The sequence below is a fragment of the Pseudomonas bubulae genome (assembly GCF_037023725.1).
Taxonomy (GTDB): Bacteria; Pseudomonadota; Gammaproteobacteria; order Pseudomonadales; family Pseudomonadaceae; genus Aquipseudomonas; species Aquipseudomonas bubulae.
In genome coordinates this window covers 4,347,894-4,366,314 of sequence record NZ_CP146077.1, presented here as the reverse complement: position 1 = coordinate 4,366,314, position 18,421 = coordinate 4,347,894, and the positions used below count along the sequence as shown (strand labels likewise).

At 57.1% G+C, this 18,421-nt stretch carries 19 protein-coding genes; 14 read left to right on the top strand and 5 right to left on the bottom strand.

What is annotated here, in order from left to right; all coding sequences use genetic code 11:
- Positions 1–91: 91 nt before the first annotated feature.
- From argJ to V6L81_RS20055, 3 genes are all read left to right on the top strand, one after another.
- Positions 92–1,309, top strand: coding sequence for a bifunctional glutamate N-acetyltransferase/amino-acid acetyltransferase ArgJ (argJ, locus tag V6L81_RS20065; protein WP_095026570.1), 1,218 nt, complete (start codon positions 92–94; stop codon positions 1,307–1,309).
- Positions 1,310–1,410: 101 nt separating this feature from the next.
- Positions 1,411–2,043, top strand: coding sequence for a glutathione S-transferase (locus tag V6L81_RS20060; RefSeq protein ID WP_095001788.1), 633 nt, complete (start codon positions 1,411–1,413; stop codon positions 2,041–2,043).
- Entirely contained in the window at positions 2,040–2,984 is a 945-nt protein-coding gene (locus V6L81_RS20055) for a Nudix family hydrolase (RefSeq protein WP_095019263.1), read from the top strand. Before V6L81_RS20060 ends, V6L81_RS20055 begins: the two co-directional genes overlap by 4 nt.
- 159 nt (positions 2,985–3,143) lie before the next feature.
- Here the strand turns inward: V6L81_RS20055 and V6L81_RS20050 are convergent, their stop codons facing one another.
- The 3 genes from V6L81_RS20050 to V6L81_RS20040 are packed head-to-tail and all read right to left on the bottom strand — an operon-like array spanning position 3,144 to position 6,687.
- Positions 3,144–3,725 carry a cob(I)yrinic acid a,c-diamide adenosyltransferase gene (locus tag V6L81_RS20050; protein WP_095001786.1) on the bottom strand — a complete coding sequence of 194 codons (582 nt, stop codon included), beginning with the start codon at positions 3,723–3,725 and terminating at the stop codon, positions 3,144–3,146.
- Positions 3,726–3,727: 2 nt separating this feature from the next.
- Entirely contained in the window at positions 3,728–5,764 is a 2,037-nt protein-coding gene (locus V6L81_RS20045; RefSeq protein ID WP_095022949.1) for an ATP-binding protein, read from the bottom strand.
- A 47-nt stretch (positions 5,765–5,811) separates the two neighbouring features.
- Positions 5,812–6,687, bottom strand: coding sequence for a putative 2-dehydropantoate 2-reductase (locus V6L81_RS20040; RefSeq protein WP_404824677.1), 876 nt, complete (start codon positions 6,685–6,687; stop codon positions 5,812–5,814).
- 205 nt (positions 6,688–6,892) lie between these two features.
- On the opposite strand from V6L81_RS20040, the gene V6L81_RS20035 reads away from it, so the two are divergent.
- The gene (locus V6L81_RS20035; RefSeq protein WP_007906601.1) at positions 6,893–7,378 is read left to right on the top strand and encodes a YajQ family cyclic di-GMP-binding protein; all 486 of its coding nucleotides are present in this window, start codon (positions 6,893–6,895) and stop codon (positions 7,376–7,378) included.
- A gap of 136 nt (positions 7,379–7,514) precedes the next feature.
- Complete coding sequence (locus V6L81_RS20030) at positions 7,515–8,357, top strand: mechanosensitive ion channel family protein (protein ID WP_095019265.1); 843 nt, start codon at positions 7,515–7,517, stop codon at positions 8,355–8,357.
- A 268-nt stretch (positions 8,358–8,625) separates the two neighbouring features.
- Here V6L81_RS20030 and V6L81_RS20025 read toward each other — a convergent pair whose 3' ends face one another.
- Complete coding sequence (locus tag V6L81_RS20025; RefSeq protein WP_095019266.1) at positions 8,626–9,918, bottom strand: OprD family porin; 1,293 nt, start codon at positions 9,916–9,918, stop codon at positions 8,626–8,628.
- 781 nt (positions 9,919–10,699) lie between these two features.
- Between V6L81_RS20025 and V6L81_RS20020 the strand changes: the two genes are divergently transcribed.
- Both V6L81_RS20020 and V6L81_RS20015 read left to right on the top strand, forming a co-directional pair.
- Positions 10,700–11,125: an HIT domain-containing protein gene (locus V6L81_RS20020; protein WP_095001781.1), complete on the top strand. Its 426-nt coding sequence runs from the start codon at positions 10,700–10,702 to the stop codon at positions 11,123–11,125.
- Between the two features lie 2 nt (positions 11,126–11,127).
- Positions 11,128–11,334: a SlyX family protein gene (locus V6L81_RS20015; protein WP_095019267.1), complete on the top strand. Its 207-nt coding sequence runs from the start codon at positions 11,128–11,130 to the stop codon at positions 11,332–11,334.
- A 68-nt stretch (positions 11,335–11,402) separates the two neighbouring features.
- Here V6L81_RS20015 and V6L81_RS20010 read toward each other — a convergent pair whose 3' ends face one another.
- Positions 11,403–12,005, bottom strand: a complete 603-nt coding sequence (locus V6L81_RS20010; RefSeq protein ID WP_095001779.1) for a cold-shock protein — start codon at positions 12,003–12,005, stop codon at positions 11,403–11,405.
- 473 nt (positions 12,006–12,478) lie between these two features.
- On the opposite strand from V6L81_RS20010, the gene V6L81_RS20005 reads away from it, so the two are divergent.
- From V6L81_RS20005 to ruvB, 7 genes are all read left to right on the top strand, one after another.
- A complete protein-coding gene (locus V6L81_RS20005) occupies positions 12,479–12,823 on the top strand; it encodes a ribbon-helix-helix domain-containing protein (RefSeq protein ID WP_095025871.1) in 345 nt (114 codons plus the stop codon).
- A gap of 198 nt (positions 12,824–13,021) precedes the next feature.
- Complete coding sequence (locus V6L81_RS20000) at positions 13,022–13,243, top strand: FmdB family zinc ribbon protein (RefSeq protein ID WP_029611571.1); 222 nt, start codon at positions 13,022–13,024, stop codon at positions 13,241–13,243.
- A gap of 109 nt (positions 13,244–13,352) precedes the next feature.
- The gene (gene aspS / locus V6L81_RS19995) at positions 13,353–15,128 is read left to right on the top strand and encodes an aspartate--tRNA ligase (RefSeq protein WP_016782225.1); all 1,776 of its coding nucleotides are present in this window, start codon (positions 13,353–13,355) and stop codon (positions 15,126–15,128) included.
- Between the two features lie 109 nt (positions 15,129–15,237).
- Positions 15,238–15,984 carry a YebC/PmpR family DNA-binding transcriptional regulator gene (locus V6L81_RS19990; protein WP_016782226.1) on the top strand — a complete coding sequence of 249 codons (747 nt, stop codon included), beginning with the start codon at positions 15,238–15,240 and terminating at the stop codon, positions 15,982–15,984.
- Positions 15,985–16,112: 128 nt separating this feature from the next.
- A complete protein-coding gene (ruvC, locus tag V6L81_RS19985; protein ID WP_029611572.1) occupies positions 16,113–16,637 on the top strand; it encodes a crossover junction endodeoxyribonuclease RuvC in 525 nt (174 codons plus the stop codon).
- A 110-nt stretch (positions 16,638–16,747) separates the two neighbouring features.
- Positions 16,748–17,356: a Holliday junction branch migration protein RuvA gene (gene ruvA / locus V6L81_RS19980; protein WP_095026565.1), complete on the top strand. Its 609-nt coding sequence runs from the start codon at positions 16,748–16,750 to the stop codon at positions 17,354–17,356.
- Positions 17,357–18,415, top strand: coding sequence for a Holliday junction branch migration DNA helicase RuvB (gene ruvB, locus V6L81_RS19975; protein WP_095001776.1), 1,059 nt, complete (start codon positions 17,357–17,359; stop codon positions 18,413–18,415).
- Positions 18,416–18,421 lie beyond the last annotated feature (6 nt).

Here is an 18,421-nt window from a genome sequence, read left to right as displayed (position 1 = left end):
CTGCGCCGCGACCGGCATTAGCCGTCGCGGCGTTTTACCATTGAATTCCCGTCCTTTTGCGGCGGCGCACAGAACTTTTTAGGAGCGCGTCATGGCTGTTGGTCTTGGTCCTTTGCCTGTTTTGCACCCGGTGGCCGGTTTTGAACTGGGTATCGCTTCTGCCGGTATCAAGCGCGCAGGGCGCAAGGACGTGGTGATTATGCGCTGCGCCGAAGGCTCCAGCGTGGCGGGTGTTTTCACCCTGAATGCGTTTTGCGCGGCCCCTGTGATTCTGGCCAAACAACGTGTGCAAGGCCCGGTTCGCTATTTGCTGACCAACACGGGCAATGCCAACGCCGGTACCGGTGAGCCAGGGCTGATCGCTGCAACCCGGACCTGCGCCAGGCTGGCTGAACTGACCGGCGTTGATGCCAGTGCAGTGCTGCCGTATTCCACCGGGGTGATCGGCGAGCCGCTGCCTGTCGAGAAGATCGAAGGCGCATTGCAAGCCGCGCTGGACGATTTGTCCGAGAACAACTGGGCCGAAGCTGCAACCGGCATCATGACCACCGACACCCTGCCAAAGGGTGCCAGCCGTCAGTTCGAGCATGAAGGCGTAACCATCACCGTGACCGGTATCAGCAAGGGTGCGGGCATGATTCGTCCAAATATGGCCACCATGCTGGGCTACATCGCCACCGACGCCAAAGTTGCCCGCGACGTGTTGCAAAACCTGCTGCTCGACGGTGCGAACAAGTCGTTCAACCGCATCACTATCGATGGCGATACTTCGACCAACGACTGCTGCATGCTGATTGCCACCGGCAAGGCTGCCCTGCCTGAAATTACAGAAGCCAGCGGCCCGCTGTTTGCCGCGTTGAAACGGGCGGTGCTGGAAGTCTGCATGGAGGTGGCGCAGGCCATCGTGCGTGACGGTGAGGGTGCGACCAAGTTTGTCACCGTTGAAGTAAATGGCGGCGCCAATCACCAGGAGTGCCTGGACGTGGGGTACACCGTTGCACACTCGCCGCTGATCAAGACCGCGCTGTTTGCCTCGGACCCGAACTGGGGCCGCATTCTGGCTGCAGTGGGCCGCGCAGGCGTGCCGGATCTGGACGTCAGCAAGATTGACGTGTTCCTGGGTGAAGTGTGCATTGCCAGCGGCGGCGCCCGTTCGGCCACTTACACCGAAGAGCAGGGCTCGGCAGTGATGGCTCGCGAAGAAATCACCATCCGCATCGAATTGGGTCGTGGTACCTGCAGCGAGACTATCTGGACCACTGACCTGTCCCACGAATACGTGAAAATCAACGCCGAGTACCGTACCTAAGTCGTCTCGACATCACGGGGTTGTCAGCCGATCCTGCGCGGGCAGCACCGTGATGCCTTGAGGGCATCAGATTTACCCCCTAATTCTCAAGGTGTCTGTGTATGAGCTTCCACCTGATCATTGGCGACAAGTTGCACTCTTCGTGGTCCCTGCGTGGCGCGCTGGCGCTGGATCTGGCGGGTGCTGCCTACACCGAGACACTGATAAAACTGGGTCAGCCGGATACCCGGGCACTGATTCTGCAACACTCGGCAACGGGTAAAGTACCGTTGCTCAAGACCGAACATGGCACCATCGCTGACTCGCTGGCGATTGCCGAATATCTGAATGAGCGTTTCCCTGCGGCCCAGTTATGGCCTGCAGATATCAAGGCACGGGCCCAGGCCCGATCGGCTTGCGCGCAAATGCACAGCGGCTTTTTTGCGTTGCGGGGCAATCTGCCATTTGATTTGAGCCATGATCAGGCGCTGGTACCCATGCCGGCCGAGGCTCAGGCCGACATCGAGCGCATCATTGCCTTGTGGGCAGAGTGCCGTGCTGTGGCCAGCGAACGCGGGCCGTACCTGTTCGGGCGGTTGAGTGTGGCTGATGCGTTTTTCGCGCCGGTGGCTGTGCGCCTTCGCACTTATCGCGTGGAGCTGTCAGCAGAAGATCAAGCGTATATCGACGCCATTTATCAATGGCCTGCGTTCAAAGCCTGGCAACAGGCCGGATTAGAGGAAGTACAAGGGTGAAACGAGTTCATGTGGCTGCGGCCGTTATCCGAGGCACAGACGGCAGCATTCTGATCGCTCGTCGCGCTGACACTCAGCATCAGGGCGGTCTGTGGGAATTTCCCGGCGGCAAGGTCGAGGCCGGGGAATCGGTCGAAGCTGCACTGGCGCGCGAGCTGAAAGAAGAGTTGGGCATTACGGTCGAGGTGGCCCGGCCTCTGATCAAGGTTCAGCATGACTATCCGGATAAGCAGGTTCTGCTGGATGTATGGGAAGTTTCGGCGTTTTCCGGCGAACCTCATGGCGTAGAAGGTCAGCCACTGGCTTGGGTCAGTCAGCGCGAGTTGGTGGACTACAGATTCCCTGACGCCAATCAGCCCATTGTGGGCGCTGCCCGCTTGCCCGATCAGTACCTGATTACGCCGGATGAACTGGAGACCCCTGAGCTGTTGCGCGGTATCCAGAAGGCGATTGCAGGCGGGATCAGGCTGATTTCGTTGCGTGCCCCCAATGGGTACGACCCCAAGTACCGCGACCTGGCGGTGGACGCGACCGGCTTGTGTGCCGGCAAGGCGCAGTTGATGCTCAAGGGGCCGTTGGAGTGGTTGGGGGATTTTCCTTCGGCCGGCTGGCATCTGACGGCCGCGCAATTGCGCAAGTACGCCGCCAAGGGTCGGCCATTGCCAAAAGACCGCTGGCTGGCTGCTTCATGCCATAACGCCGAGGAGCTGGCGCTGGCTGAACAGATGGATGTGGACTTCGTGACCCTGTCGCCGGTGCTGGCGACGCAGACCCACCCTGATGCACAGCCACTGGGCTGGGAGCAGGCGCAGCAATTGATCGCCAATTTCAGCAGGCCGGTATTTTTGCTGGGTGGGCTCGGCCCGGATGATCGCCAGCAGGCGTGGCAGATCGGTGCCCAGGGCGTGGCGGGTATTCGGGCGTTCTGGCCGCAGGTTTGATGTGATTCGTAGGCTGTTGCGGGTCCCGCGACGGCATGCACGTTCTGTTGGTTGTGGGAGCGAGCCTGCTCGCGAACGACCTTCGCGAGCAGGCTCGCTCCCACAGATTCAGTTTTTCCTGTAGTCGCTGACGAGTAGAGCGACTACAAATGAACGACATCAAGCCTTTGGTTTGGCTGCCGCCTGCCACAGGATCTCTGCAACCCCCTGGCGCTTGGCAATCAGGCGCGCGGCGACAAACAGCAAGTCAGACAAGCGATTGATATACGCCAGCCCCACACCTGCCAGTGGCTCCAATGCATTGAGCTGCTGGCAGCGGCGTTCGGCACTACGTGCCAGGCTGCGGCAAACATGGGCCTGGGCTATCAGGCTCGAGCCGCCGGGCAGAATGAAGTTCTCCAGTGGCCCCAGCTCCTCATTCCAGCGATCGATCGCAGTTTCAAGCCGTTCGATCTCGGCAGCGTTAAGTGCCTGATATTCCGGCATCGCCAACTCACCCCCCAGGTCAAACAAACGGTGCTGACACGGCTCAAGCACCTCGATCAGCTCGTTGAGCCCCGGCTGGCTGGCACTGTGCTCGATGAGCCCGGCCAGGAGCAGGCCGACCTGGCTGTTAAGCGTATCGACTTCGCCGATGGCTTCTATGCGCGGGTGATCCTTGGGCACACGGCGACCGTCGCCAAGCCCTGTTTCGCCCTTGTCGCCGGTGCGGGTATAAATTTTCGATAAGCGAAAGCCCATGGTTACATTTCCACGTTGGTTGGTTCGGGGGAGGCCGGCTGGTTGCCGGCCAAGGGCAGGCGCAGGGTAAAACAGGTGCCTTGGCCCTGGGTTGAGTGCACTTCCATTTGGCCCTTGTGGTTATTGGTAATGATGAAGTACGACACGGACAGGCCAAGCCCTGTGCCCTGGCCAACTTCCTTGGTGGTGAAGAAGGGCTCGAAAATTCGTTTGCGCACCGCCTCGGGCATACCGGCACCGTTGTCTTCGACCTGTATTTCCGCCCAGGGCGGGTTGAGCCTGGTGCGCAGGGTTATGCGTCCCGGCTCGCTCTGATCGGCACGTTGATGAATGGCCTGGGCGGCGTTCTTCAGCAAATTGAGCAGCACCTGCTCCAGTTCGTTGGGGATGCCGGGCACCGGTCCCAGTTGCGGGTCGAACTGGCGAGTGATGGCTTGTCCCATAAAGTCAAAACCAATGGCCAGGTCGAAATCATTGCTGGCGATGTCCAGAGCCTGGTCAATCAGGGCCGACAGATCACAGGGGCTCATCTGCCGGTTGCTGCGGCGGCTGAAGCTGAGCATATGGGTGACAATTTTCGCCGCGCGTGCACCGGCCTGTTGAATGCCATCCAGTAGTTGCGGGATTTCCCGGGCCTGCAGGTAGTGGTTGACCACCTCCAGGTCGATGCCGGTCTGCTCGGCTTGTTCGATGTTCTTGGGCAACTCGCTCGACAGGCGCCTGCGAATGTTCTGTACGTTATGCAGGATCGCTCCCAGCGGATTGTTGATTTCGTGAGCCATACCGGCAGCCAGCCCGCCTACGGAAAGCATTTTTTCCGATTGCACCATCATGTCTTCCAGCGACAGGCGCTGGGTGATGTCATCGATGCGGATCACCACGCCGCGTCCACCACCGCCCATCAGGGGGTAAAAGGTCAGGGCATAGTGGCGGGCTTCCTCGCCCTGATTCCAGGTGACGCGTTCAATTTTTGCGACCTGGTGGTGCTCAATGGTGTCTTTGAGTTGCGGCAGGAAGGGCTTGAGAGGTTCAAATGCCAGCTCGATGGGCTTGTTCAGGGCTTCATCCAGCTGCGTGCCGGAGAGGGCGCTGGCTTCCTGGTTCCATTGGGTGACATAGAGCTGTTCGTCCAGTGCAATCAGCGCCGAAGGCATGGAGTCGATGATGCAGTTGAGGTAGTTCTGAAAACCGGTAAGTTTTTTCTCGATTTTGCTGCGTACCTGGACTTCCAGTTCCAGCTTGCGATTGGTGTTGCGGGTTTCTTCGGCCAGCGACTGCGCTTGATCGTACGCCTGGCGGGCCTCGTCCCTTGCGCGTTTGAGCGCTTGATCGCGTACTTCAATGCGCGACAGCATGGTGTTGAATGCCTCAGCCAGGCTACCGATTTCGTCGTTGTTGCCGGGCGCCGCGCGCAATGCGTAGTTCTCCTCGCGAGTGACCTGGCGGGACAGTACTTCAAGGCGGTGAATAGGCTGGGTAATCAGGCGCTTGATCTGCCGCGCCACCACGAACCAGAGCAAAGCGCTGATGATCAGAATGCCCAGGCTGGCCGTTAGCGTGCCGGTATAGAACGCCATTGGCAGTTCGCTGCTGGCGATCAGCAACAAATGCCCGGGGGGCTGGTCGCCGTTATGCAGGCGGGTGATTTGATGGCTGCGCAGTTCGGTGAGGCTCCAGGCCTCAAGTTGACGATAGTGCTCCGGAAGTGGCAGGTGTTCGCCGTGTTGCAGTTGTCCCAGCAGGTTGCCCGCGCTGTCATAAATGGCGGCAGCACGCAGGGGGGCGTAGCTGCCGATCTCGTTGAGCAGGGCTTTGGCGCTTTGCGGCGAGTCCAGTGCGTGGGTGATCAGGTCGGGGTTTGCGGTCAGCTTGCCCAGGGTTTGCAGGGCTTGCGGAGCCGTGCTCTCGTGGGAGATCCAGTACGCGACGCTGATAAACGTCAAGTTGGCCACCAGCAATACGGTGGCCAGCAAGGCGAGCAGGGCGGTCAGCAGCTTCTGGCCTACCGGGAGGTTTTCAAGGCGCTGGCGCAAGGGCATGAGATGGCCATTTGATAAAAGAACAGAAGGGCAGGGTAGCGCGGCCCTCAGTTGCAGGGCAATCCGCGCTGGCGCAGGTGTTCGCTCAAGCGTTGGTGCAGACCTTGCAGACAGGGGACGGCGAATTGTCGGTTGCGGGCGGCAGTGCAAGCGTAGCCCAGCAAGTAACTGATTTCGGTGCGCCGGCCCTGGCTGACATCTTGGTGCATCGATGAATAATTGTTGGCTGTCGCCTGGATGACCCGGTGCGCCTCGGTGGCCAGGTCGATGGCGGCTTCTGCCTGGCCGCAGTGTTCCAGCAAGGCGCTGAGTTCGGCGCACAGGGTGTTCACTTCGGCATCATGGGCTTGCAAGCCGCCGTTGCGGCAATCATGGAGCACCGTCAGTGGGTTAATCGCAGAGTTTAGTGCCAGTTTGCGCCACAACCTGCTCAGAATATTCGGGCTCCATTCATGGGCAATGCCGCTGAGTTGAAGCTCTTCCAGCCATTGAGGGGCAGGGCCATGACGTGGGTCGCCCAGCCAGGTATGGCCACGCCCGGCAAACACTACGCGCCAGTCGCCATCGCGATAGGCGCCTTCAGTGCTGGAGGCGAAGATGCAACGCGCGTGGGGTACCTGCGCAGCGACGGCCTGCTGGCTGCCGAGGCCATTTTGCAACAGGATCAGTTCGGCACCCGGGCTCAGGCGCCCGGCGATTTGCTTGACCGCCTGCTCGGCGTCGTATGCCTTGCAGGTGACCAGCAAGCGCTGGATAGGCTCGTCGGTTTCAGGGGTTTGTGCGCTGATGGGCCAGTGTTGCGAATCTTCGCCTTCAATCAGGGTCAACTTTTGCACGGCTTTATAGGCTTGCAGGCGGTCGTCGTTGCGCAGAATGAGGGTGACGGGCAGGTCGGCGCGTGCCAGTCGTGTTGCCCACAGCATCCCCATGCTGCCTGCACCGAGAATGTGCCAGGTGGTGCTAGCCCGTGCCGGTGCGTTTGGGGGATTTTGTGGGATGGCCGAATCTGGCATGTGAGCTCGCAAGTGAATGAAGTCGAAGAACCGCTATAATGCCCGCGCATTTTAACTGTCAGGTCAGGCGTGCTCCATCTGTGTTGAGCGCGCCGTTTATTATTGGAGAAATTACATGCCGTCGTTCGACGTGGTATCCGAACTGGACAAGCACGAAGTCACCAACGCCGTCGAGAACGCCGTCAAGGAGCTGGACCGTCGTTATGACCTCAAGGGTAAAGGTACTTTCGAGTTCAAGGAAAAGGATTTGACGGTCAACTTGACCGCTGAAGCCGACTTCCAGCTCGAAGCCATGATCGAGATCCTCAAGCTGGCACTGGTCAAGCGCAAGATCGACGTTCAGTGCCTTGAGGTCAAGGACGCTTACGCTTCGGGCAAGTTGATGAAGCAGGAAGCGGTGCTCAAGGAAGGCATTGATAAAGAGCTGGCGAAAAAGATCGTCGCTCATGTCAAGGACGCCAAGCTCAAGGTTCAGGCCGCCATTCAGGGCGAGCAAGTGCGTATCACGGGTAAAAAACGTGATGACCTGCAAGAAGCCATCGCTGCGTTGCGTGCCAAGACGTTCGACATGCCGCTGCAGTTCAACAACTTCCGCGACTGATCACCACCCGGGGAACCTCTGGCGATCATTGACGTCCGATTTTCCTGGGCGCTGCAGAAACGATTGAGCTGCCAGGGTGGCTCGATCGTTTTGCTGAATAAATGACGCTGGCAGGTAATGGCGTGAGGAGATAAAAATGGATTTGAACACTGAAGTTGATCAATTGATCAAGGCCTCCCAGGCCTGGGTTCCGATGATCATGGAGTACGGCAGTCGCGTGCTGCTGGCACTGGTTACCCTGGCTGTCGGCTGGTGGCTGATTAACCGCCTGACGACCAAGATCGGTCAGTTGCTGGCGTTGAGAAAGGCGGATCTTGCGCTGCAGGGCTTTATCAGCAGCCTGGCCAATATCATTCTCAAGATATTGCTGATTGTCAGTGTTGCATCGATGATCGGTATTCAGACCACCTCGTTTGTGGCAGCCATCGGTGCGGCAGGTCTGGCCATTGGCCTGGCATTGCAGGGCAGCTTGGCCAACTTTGCAGGTGGGGTACTGATTCTGTTGTTCCGCCCGTTCAAGATCGGTGACTGGATCGAAGCTCAAGGTGTAAGCGGGACTGTCGACAGCATTCAGATTTTCCACACGGTGCTGCGTACCGGTGACAACAAAACCGTCATCGTGCCAAACGGTAACCTGTCCAACGGCATCATCACCAACTACAACCGTCAGCCGACGCGCAAGGTGGTGTTTGATGTGGGTGTGGACTACGAGGCGGACCTGCAGAAGGTGCGTGAAGTGTTGTTGGCGCTGGCCGATGACCCGCGCGTGCTGAAGCAGCCTGCTCCGGTCGTTGTGGTGACTGCCTTGGGCGACAGTGCTATCACCATGTCGCTGCGGGTTTGGGTCAACACCCCGGATTACTGGGATGTACTCTTTATGCTCAACGAGCATTCGCGTGACCGCTTAAAGGCTGAAGGTATTGATATTCCTTTTCCGCAGCGTGTAGTACGTGTGGTTCAGGAAGTGGCGGCGCAATAAGGCCGGGAACTGCACCTGATTATTGAGTCAGGTCTGGATAAACAATTAAAGGGGCTAAGGCCCCTTTAATTGTTTTTGTCGCTTGTGGTCGCCGCTGCGAATGCATGATCGGACATATATGTATAACTGATAATTAGTTGCATTCGGCTCTGTTAGTTAGCTTGCTATATAACTTGGTTTTATGTCGGCCAATAAAAAGCCACGCCCTGAGACAGGTGCGTGGCTTTCACTAAACAGTGTGTTTGCAACTAGAGCCCTTAGGCCTCGGTTACAAGATGTTCAGTGGGTACTCGGCAATGATACGTACGTCGTTGTTGTCTGTGCCGTTCACGCTGTTGTTGCCGTTGGTGCGGTAAACCGCGCTACGCAGACGCAAGGACAGGTCTTTGGCCGGGCCTTCCTGCAATACGTATTTGGTCTCGAAGTCGAACTCGTGCTCTTTGCCTTCGCCCGTGCTGGTGGAGATGTTGTCACCTTTCACGTAGCGAGCCATGAAGCTCAGGCCTGGCACGCCGTAGCTGGCCATGTTCAGGTCGTAGCGACCCTGCCAGGAGCGTTCGTCACGCTGGTTGAAGTCGGAATATTGCACGGAGTTGGCGAGGAAAATAGTACCGCCGCCATCTACGCCGTAGTAGTAAGCGCTGTCACCGGTGGAGCGCTGGTGAGCGATGGTGAACTTGTGGGCGCCCAGGCTATAGGCGGCTGCCAGGCTCCAGATTTTGTTGTCAACGTCGCCGGCGCGTTCCTGACCCTGGCTCGAGGTTCTGTAGCCGTTGAAGTCGAAGTTCAGGGCTTGAGACTCTGCGATTGGCAGGGTGTAGTTCAGGTTGATGTACTGCTTCTTGAAGTAGTCATCAACATCGGATGCGGCAATGCCGCCGACGAAGTTGTCAGTGAACTGGTAGGTTGCGCCGGCAATATTGGCGGCGGTAAGGCCTGGCTCGCCTTTGCCGTTGATGCTGTCACGGGCCATGCCAGTCTGGGAGCTCAGTGCGGTGAAGCGACCTGCGGTCAGCTCCAGGCCTTTGATTTCCTTGCTGGTGATCAGGGTGCCGGTAGCAACCTCAGGCAGCAGGCGGCTGTCGTCAGTGGAGAAAACCGGGCTGGCGACGAACTGGTTGCCGTATTTCAGCTCGGTGTCGGACAGGCGGAATTTGACCGCGCCGCCGATTTTCCCTTGGGTATCTTCAGGGGAGCCATCGCTTTTGCTGGCGAACAGGCCGTTGCCCTGGCGACCGGCACCGCCATCCAGGCGTGCAGTACCCATGGCGAAAGCATCAACACCGACACCAATGGTGCCTTGGGTGAAACCGGACTGGTAGTTGAGCAATTCGCTCAGACCCCAATCTTCGCGGTAGCCGCTTTTGAACGAACCATCGGCCTGCTGCTTGTTGCCAGCACCGTTACGGAAGTCGCGGTTCATGTACAGCATGCGGGTTTTGGAAGTCAGCGTGCTGTCTTCAACGAAACCTTTTGCGTCGTCCTGGGACGAAGCCATTGCGAACTGAGTAGTGCCGGCTGAAACAGCCAGGGCGATCATGCTCCACTTCATCACGCGCATCGTGATTTGCTCCTTTGGTTTTTAGGAAGAGTACTGCCGTCCCACCTGAATTATTATCTGGGCGGCTCTTTCTTTTTGTGTCGGCGCAAACTTATATCACGCCGGCAATATTGGCGATACTTGCTCTCATAACCTTTCAGCTTCTTTACAGCCATGTCGCAAATGGCACCCCACATGTCGCAAGCGCGCCGCTTAGAGCCTTGTTTGAGCATCTATTCAGTACTGTTTCCAGTGTTGGGCATATGATTGATTTCATGTTGCCTACAATGAAAACTCAAAATTCCTACTGTTTAGCTATTGTTATTTATCGTCGGGTTGCTGTGCTCCTGCTCAGGCCTGGCGGTTGTGTCAATGATCTATGCAACAAGCGTGCTCAAATTCCTGCCTGGATGAAAAATAAATAATATTCTGCGTTTTTGAGCTATGAGGCCTGATCTTGCTTGGGTCAAACGGCGATAAAGCTGCCTTCAGGGTGTTGTTTTTTGTTGCAAGGAGTGGTCCCTGTCCCGGATTTACGCCTTAAGCGTTACCGGTTAACACCCGCTGGGGTGGCAGGTGACGTTTTGGCGCGCTTGAAACATGCGCTTTGTGCAGTTTTGGTGCATAAGTGTTCGAGCACTGTTGCTTGGGCGTGCAGCGTCGCATTTGCGGTGCGTGCAGGGCTGGAGGCGTGATGCCAGTCGCAATCAAGGGTATCCTTGATTCCTGTCGTCTGGCCTGCGGTGAATGTCACCGGGTGCCGGGTTGTGCTGAAATGAACGGTCAAACAGGAGAGCTCCCAGTGTTCGCTTTGGATACACGTCTTCAAGAGGATACCTGGCTGATAGGGGACTTCCCCTTGTGCCGCTTGCTGCTTTCCAATGATTCGAATTACCCCTGGTTTATCCTGGTGCCGCGACGCGAGGGTATAACTGAACTGTTTCAATTGGATGACGCCGACCAACAGCGGATGTGGGCTGAGACCACGGCTTTGGCGCGGGTGCTGAAAGAGTCGTACGGTGCGGATAAAATCAATGTTGCCACCCTGGGTAATGTCGTCAGTCAGTTGCACATGCATGTGATTGTTCGTTACCGGGCTGATGTGGCATGGCCAGGGCCTGTCTGGGGCAAGCATCCTGCAAAACCCTATGCGCCGGCAGAGGTGCGTGCTGTCCGGGACAGGCTGGCATCGGCTCTTGATGCAAGTTTTACTATTTCGGAGGGTTGATCGTGACGCTTGAAGCGCGAGTGATGGACCTTGAAAGCCGCGTGGCTTTTCAGGATGACACCATTCAGGCATTGAATGATGTACTGGTGGCCCAGCAGAACACCGTGGATCGTCTGCAGATGCAGATGGCCGCCTTGCTCAAGCGCCAGGAGGAAATGGGCGGGCAGTTCGAGTCGTTTGAAGAAGAGGCTCCGCCACCGCACTATTGATTGTTTTGTGCAGGCATAAAAAAACCGCGATTCAGCCTGGCTGATCGCGGTTTTTTTTCAGGCTTGAATCAGCGGCGCGGCAATGCTGCGATCACGTCTTCGGCCTGCAGGCCCTTGTCGCGGTTCATGACCGAGAACTCGACACGTTGCCCTTCCACCAAAACACGGTGGCCCTCGCCACGAATGGCGCGGAAGTGTACAAAAATATCATCACCGGAATCTCGGGAGATAAAGCCGAAACCCTTTGAGGTGTTGAACCATTTGACAGTCCCTGTATCGCGGTTGGTCATGTCATAGCTTTGCGAGGACGACGAAGGTGACGATTTATAGAAGCTGACAGCAAGATGAAGCAGTACGGCAATAACAGCAGGTGTCAGGCCCAGGAGAACAGCGGGCTGATCACCAATCGGCAGCAGCAGGCCGAACAGGGTCAGGGTCTGCAGGACAACGGACAGTACCAGCAGCGCACTGACCAGATTCTGCAGTTGATGGCGCGGGCCTTTATTCCAGAATGGAATGACTGGGGCCAGTGTCAGGTTCAGCAGGCCAAAAAACGCCAGGTAAAGGGCATCAGGATGTTGTAGGTAAGGTAAAGCTTCAGATTGCAGGCTGGGAATAAAGGACAGCAGCAAAGCCGCTGCACCCGTTATCAGGTGGACGATTTTCAACATTTCAATGACTCACATTAAGATAGATCGCAAGGAAGAGCTGATTGCGCACGGTTCGCTTCAGAAAAAATGGAGGCGCTGGACACGTGAGTTCATCAGCCTATGCGCCCTCGCCGGAGGCGAAAATTGGGCAACACGCTGCCTATTTAACAGCAAAGCTTGGGTCTACTCAAATTAAGCGTATGGGTCTATCTGTGAGTGAGACTGTTCGATGAGGCCTAGGCAAAATCAGCTTATTACGAAAGCCTTGTCTTAGACGCATGTAGGCCTCTGGTCTGGGGGTTGGGGGGTGGTGTGATCTGATGGGGATGCTGCCTGCTCCGTCCATGACCATATTCGCCGCACGTAGCGAGAGCGCTCCTACAGATTTGCGGGTTTGATCCGCTGGATAAGAATTTTTACATGTCGTTTTATGAGGCAAGTTCTTTGAAAAAAGAGTAATCAAATCCAATGATGCGCAATGGAGTGCTTTTGCGATGGGGCGATTGATGCGGCAAGAAAATGCCGGGTGCAGATCAATGCAGAGGGTCAGGATTGACCCTGCCATTCTGGACTTTGGCATCACGCTGGCCCGGCCATTATCACGTTCAGTACGGTTGAATGGCTTTGCCACCTGTTTGCGGCTTGAGGAAGTGTATTGGGAGGTGTTGTCCGATATATCACGTATCAACAAGTGTTCAATAAATACGCTGCTGTCCTATATCGACCTGGAGGTTCACTTGCGCCATGGCGGGGTGAAGAACTTCAGTGGGTTCATTCGGGTCGTCTGCGTCATGCACTTGTTGAAAATGGGTCGCGGCCTTCAGGAGGTAAAACAGTAGCAGGTGTTTGTGGGTTGAAGGCAGCAGCCGGCTGGAGGTGCATGCTCGACGGCTTGTAATCGCCCACTATTTATGATGCATTTAGGTGCTTCTGGCTGTTCATGCGGCTGCAATGGCTCGATTTACCAGATATAATCTCGCTCTTTGCTGTGCGGCCCTGCTTAAGGGTTGCCGCTAACGGATTGTCGAGACACGCCAATGCCCATGTACGATTACCAGTGCGCTTCCTGTGGTCATCAGCTGGAAGCCATTCAAAAGATCAGCGCTGCACCGCTGGTTGATTGTCCAGCCTGTCAGGCCCCCGAGCTGAAGAAAATGCTGTCCATGCCGGGTTTCCGCCTTAGCGGTACAGGCTGGTATGAAACAGACTTCAAGACAGGCTCGAAAAAGAATCTGGCAGGCGGCGATAAATCCGACTGAGGTCTAGCGAAAGCAGTCAGAACACAAGCGGGCTCTTGCAAGGTTACCAGCACCGACGGTGCGCAAGACCTCCACCGAATTTCGAATTACGAGAAGTGAAACCACTACCATGATGCGCAGCCATTATTGCGGCCAACTGAACGAAAGCCTGGACGGCCAGGAAATTACCCTTTGCGGATGGGTTCACCGTCGCCGTGACCACGGTGGGGTGATTTTCCTCGATATCCGTGATCGTGATGGTCTGGCCCAGGTGGTTTTCGACCCGGATCGCGCTGAGACCTTCGCCGCTGCCGACCGTGTGCGCAGCGAGTATGTTGTCAAGATCACCGGCAAGGTACGTCTGCGTCCTGCCGGTGCAGGCAATACCAACATGGCGTCGGGCATGATCGAAGTGCTGGGCTATGAGCTGGAAGTGCTGAACGAAGCAGAAACCCCGCCATTCCCGCTTAACGAATTCTCGGATGTCGGCGAAGAAACCCGTTTGCGCTACCGCTTTATCGACTTGCGTCGCCCGGAAATGCTCGAGAAGCTGCGCCTGCGTTCGCGCATGACTACCAGCATTCGTCGTTACCTGGACGAAAACGGCTTCCTGGACGTTGAAACACCGATCCTGACCCGTGCCACCCCGGAAGGCGCCCGTGACTATCTGGTGCCTAGCCGTACTCACGCCGGTTCGTTCTTTGCTTTGCCGCAATCGCCGCAACTGTTCAAGCAGTTGCTGATGGTGGCCGGTTTTGACCGTTACTACCAGATCGCCAAGTGCTTCCGCGACGAAGACCTGCGTGCCGACCGTCAGCCTGAGTTCACTCAGATCGACATCGAAACCAGCTTCCTCGATGAAAAAGACATCATGGGCCTTACCGAAGGCATGATCCGCAACCTGTTCAAGGAAGTGCTGGATCTGGAATTCGGCGAATTCCCGCACATGACCTTCGAAGAAGCCATGCGCCGCTACGGCTCCGACAAGCCTGACCTGCGTAACCCGCTGGAACTGGTTGACGTTGCCGATCAGCTCAAAGACGTGGATTTCAAGGTGTTCAGCGGCCCGGCCAACGACCCTAAATGCCGTATTGCGGCCCTGCGGGTTCCGGGTGCTGCAAGCATGCCGCGCAAGCAGATCGACGACTACACCAAGTTTGTCGGCATCTACGGTGCCAAAGGCCTGGCGTACATCAAGGTCAACGAGCGCGCCAAAGGCGTGGAAGGTCTGCAGTCGCCGATCGTTAAAAACATCCCTGAGGCCAACCTGAACGTGATCCTGGATCGCGTCGGTGCCGTCGATGGCGATATCGTGTTCTTCGGTGCCGACAAGGCCAAGATCGTCAGCGAGGCCCTGGGCGCGCTGCGTATCAAGGTGGGTAACGATCTGAACCTGCTGACCTGCGAGTGGGCCCCTATGTGGGTGGTCGACTTCCCGATGTTCGAAGAGAACGACGACGGCAGCTTCAGCGCCTTGCACCACCCGTTCACTGCACCGAAGTGCTCGCCTGAAGAGCTGGAAGCCAACCCGGCAACCGCGATCTCCCGTGCCTACGATATGGTCCTGAACGGTACCGAGCTGGGTGGCGGTTCGATCCGTATCCACCGCAAGGAAATGCAGCAAGCGGTATTCCGCCTGCTGGGTATCGAAGAAGCCGAGCAGGAAGAGAAATTCGGCTTCCTGCTGGACGCCCTGAAGTACGGCGCGCCGCCCCATGGTGGCCTGGCCTTCGGTCTGGATCGTCTGGTCATGCTGATGACCGGTGCACAATCGATTCGTGAAGTGATTGCCTTCCCGAAAACCCAGAGTGCTGCCTGTGTCATGACACAAGCACCTGGCGTGGTTGACGCCAAAGCGTTGCGCGAGCTGCATATTCGTTTGCGCGAACAAGCCAAGGCAGAGTAAGTCTGACCTTCAAAGGCGCATCTTCGGGTGCGCCTTTGCATTTGGGGTCGAGAATTTTTATTGACAGGCCTTGGCCTGGCAAGGTTTTTAAAGGGATTCGGAGTGCGTTATGGCAGGTCATTCTAAGTGGGCGAACATCAAGCACCGCAAAGAGCGTCAGGATGCCAAAAAAGGCAAGATTTTCACCAAGTGGATCCGTGAACTGACCGTTGCTGCCCGTCAAGGTGGCGGCGATCCGAGTTCCAATCCGCGCCTGCGTCTGGCGCTGGACAAGGCCCTTGGGGCGAACATGAGTCGCGATATCATTGATCGCGCCGTGGCCCGTGGTGCCGGTGCGGCTGATACCGATGACATGGTCGAATTGAGCTACGAAGGCTATGGCCCGGGTGGCGTAGCCGTAATGGTCGAGTGCATGACCGACAACCGTAACCGTACTGCTGCGGCTGTACGCCATGCGTTCAGCAAGTGTGGCGGCAACCTGGGTACTGACGGTTCTGTTGCCTATCTGTTCGAGCGCAAGGGCCAGATCTCCTATGCAGCCGGCGTTGATGAGGATGCCTTGATGGAAGCCGCGATGGAGGCCGATGCCGACGACGTGGTGACCAACGAAGATGGCTCCATCGATGTGTTCACGTCGTTCTCCAGCTTCTATGCCGTGCGTAACGCCCTGGAAGCGGCAGGGTTCAAGCCGACGGATGCTGAAATCGTCATGTTGCCGACCACCAGTGCCGAGCTTGATCTGGAGGGCGCAGAAAAGGTTCTCAAGTTGATCGACATGCTTGAAGACCTGGATGACGTCCAAAACGTCTACTCCAATGCTGAAATCCCTGACGCCGTCCTGGAACAGCTTGCCTGAGCGATTGCGTCAATCAAGAGGCCGGAGGTGCTCCGTCGCGACAATCGCGGCGCTGGGCACCTCCGGCTTCTGCCTTTAAGCTGTCCGGGTATGTGCCGGTGGGCATCACTTCATAAGCTGTAGGCGTTATGACTCTTATTCTTGGTATCGATCCGGGTTCGCGAATCACCGGTTATGGCGTCGTGCGAGACACTGGGCGTGGCTGTGTGTACGTGGCTTCGGGATGTATTCGTACGGGGAGCGGCGAACTGCATGAGCGGTTGCAGATCGTCTATCGTGGGGTGCGTGAGGTTATTCAGACGTACGGTCCTGTCACCATGGGCATCGAAAAGGTGTTTATGGCCCGCAATGCCGATTCGGCTCTCAAGCTGGGGCAGGCCAGGGGCGCGGCCATTGTTGCGGGAGCCGAAGAAAACCTGGAGATCGCCGAGTATTCGGCAACCCAGGTCAAGCAGGCGGTGGCGGGTACAGGTGGCGCCAATAAAGAACAGGTGATGATGATGGTCATGCACCTGCTCAAGCTGACCAGCAAGCCGCAAATCGATGCGTCGGATGCCCTTGCGATTGCCTTGTGCCATGCCCACACTCGCTCCAGCTTGCTGCCCCACGGGCTGGGTGCGGCCCGTAGCCGTGGCGGGCGTTTGCGGCTGTGAAACGCAATTTTTAACTGGATTGGGCTTCCTGACAGGGCTTCATCTGTAATGATGCGGCTCTGTCTTTGTATTTGTCAGCCATTGATCTGGCCAGTGAAAGGATCTGAAACGTGATTGGACGCTTGCGCGGCACTCTGGCTGAAAAACAGCCGCCGCACCTGATTCTCGATGTAAACGGCTTGGGTTATGAGCTGGAAGTACCGATGACCACGCTTTATCGATTACCGTCTGTCGGCGAGCCACTGACCCTGCATACCCATCTTGTGGTTCGCGAAGACGCCCAGTTGCTCTATGGTTTCATAGGCAAGCGCGAGCGTGACTTTTTTCGTGAGCTGATCCGGCTCAACGGCGTCGGCCCCAAGCTGGCGCTGGCGTTGATGTCCAGTCTGGAAGTCGATGAGCTTGTGCGCTGTGTGCAGGCTCAGGACACATCGGCCTTGACCAAGGTTCCGGGGGTGGGCAAAAAGACCGCGGAACGACTGCTGGTAGAGTTGAAGGATCGTTTCAAGGCGTGGGAGCAAGTACCCAGCATGTTCGCCCTGGTCCCTAATCAGCCGGATGCTCCGGTGCCGGTCGCCAGCGCTGAAAGTGATGCGATGAGTGCCTTGATCTCCCTGGGCTATAAGCCTCAGGAAGCGAGCAAGGCGGTTTCTGCGATCAAGGATAAAACGTTGAGCAGTGAAGACATGATTCGCCGAGCCCTCAAGGGGATGATTTAAGTGATTGAAGCTGATCGACTGATTACAGCCTCAAGCGGGCGGGACCGGGAAGAAGTTCAGGATCGGGCGATTCGGCCTCTGAGCCTGGCCGACTATATTGGCCAGCCCACCGTTCGCGAGCAGATGGAACTGTTTATCCAGGCTGCGCGCGGGCGTGCCGAATCGCTGGATCACACATTGATCTTTGGGCCGCCCGGGCTGGGCAAGACGACGCTGGCCAACATCATCGCCCAGGAAATGGGCGTATCGATCAAGAGCACTTCCGGGCCTGTTCTGGAGCGCCCGGGTGATCTGGCTGCGCTGCTGACCAACCTTGAGCCCCATGATGTGCTCTTTATCGATGAAATCCATCGCCTTTCACCCATTGTCGAGGAAGTGCTTTACCCGGCCATGGAGGACTTCCAGCTCGATATCATGATTGGCGAAGGGCCGGCTGCGCGTTCCATCAAACTCGATCTACCGCCTTTTACCCTGGTGGGGGCGACCACGCGCGCCGGGATGCTGACCAACCCGTTGCGTGATCGTTTCGGGATTGTTCAGCGACTGGAGTTCTATAGTACTGACGACCTGGCGACGATTGTCAGTCGCTCGGCGGGTATCTTCGGTTTGCCGCTCGACCCTGAAGGTGCGTATGAAATTGCCCGGCGGGCTCGCGGGACACCGCGTATCGCCAACCGTTTGCTGCGTCGTGTGCGGGATTTTGCCGAGGTGCGTGCCAAGGGGCATATCACCAAGCCGGTCGCTGACCTGGCGTTGAACCTGCTGGACGTAGATGAGCATGGTTTTGATCATCAGGACCGGCGATTGCTGCTGACCATGATCGAGAAGTTCGATGGCGGGCCTGTGGGAGTCGATAGCCTTGCCGCAGCAATCAGCGAAGAGCGTCATACGATTGAAGATGTGCTGGAGCCGTATCTGATTCAGCAGGGTTACATCATGCGTACGCCGCGTGGTCGCGTTGTGACCCGGCATGCGTATTTGCACTTTGGTTTAAACATTCCGTCACGATTAGGCGATATGCCTGTGGTAGACGAATTTCTGAATGCTTTGGATGATTAATAAGCC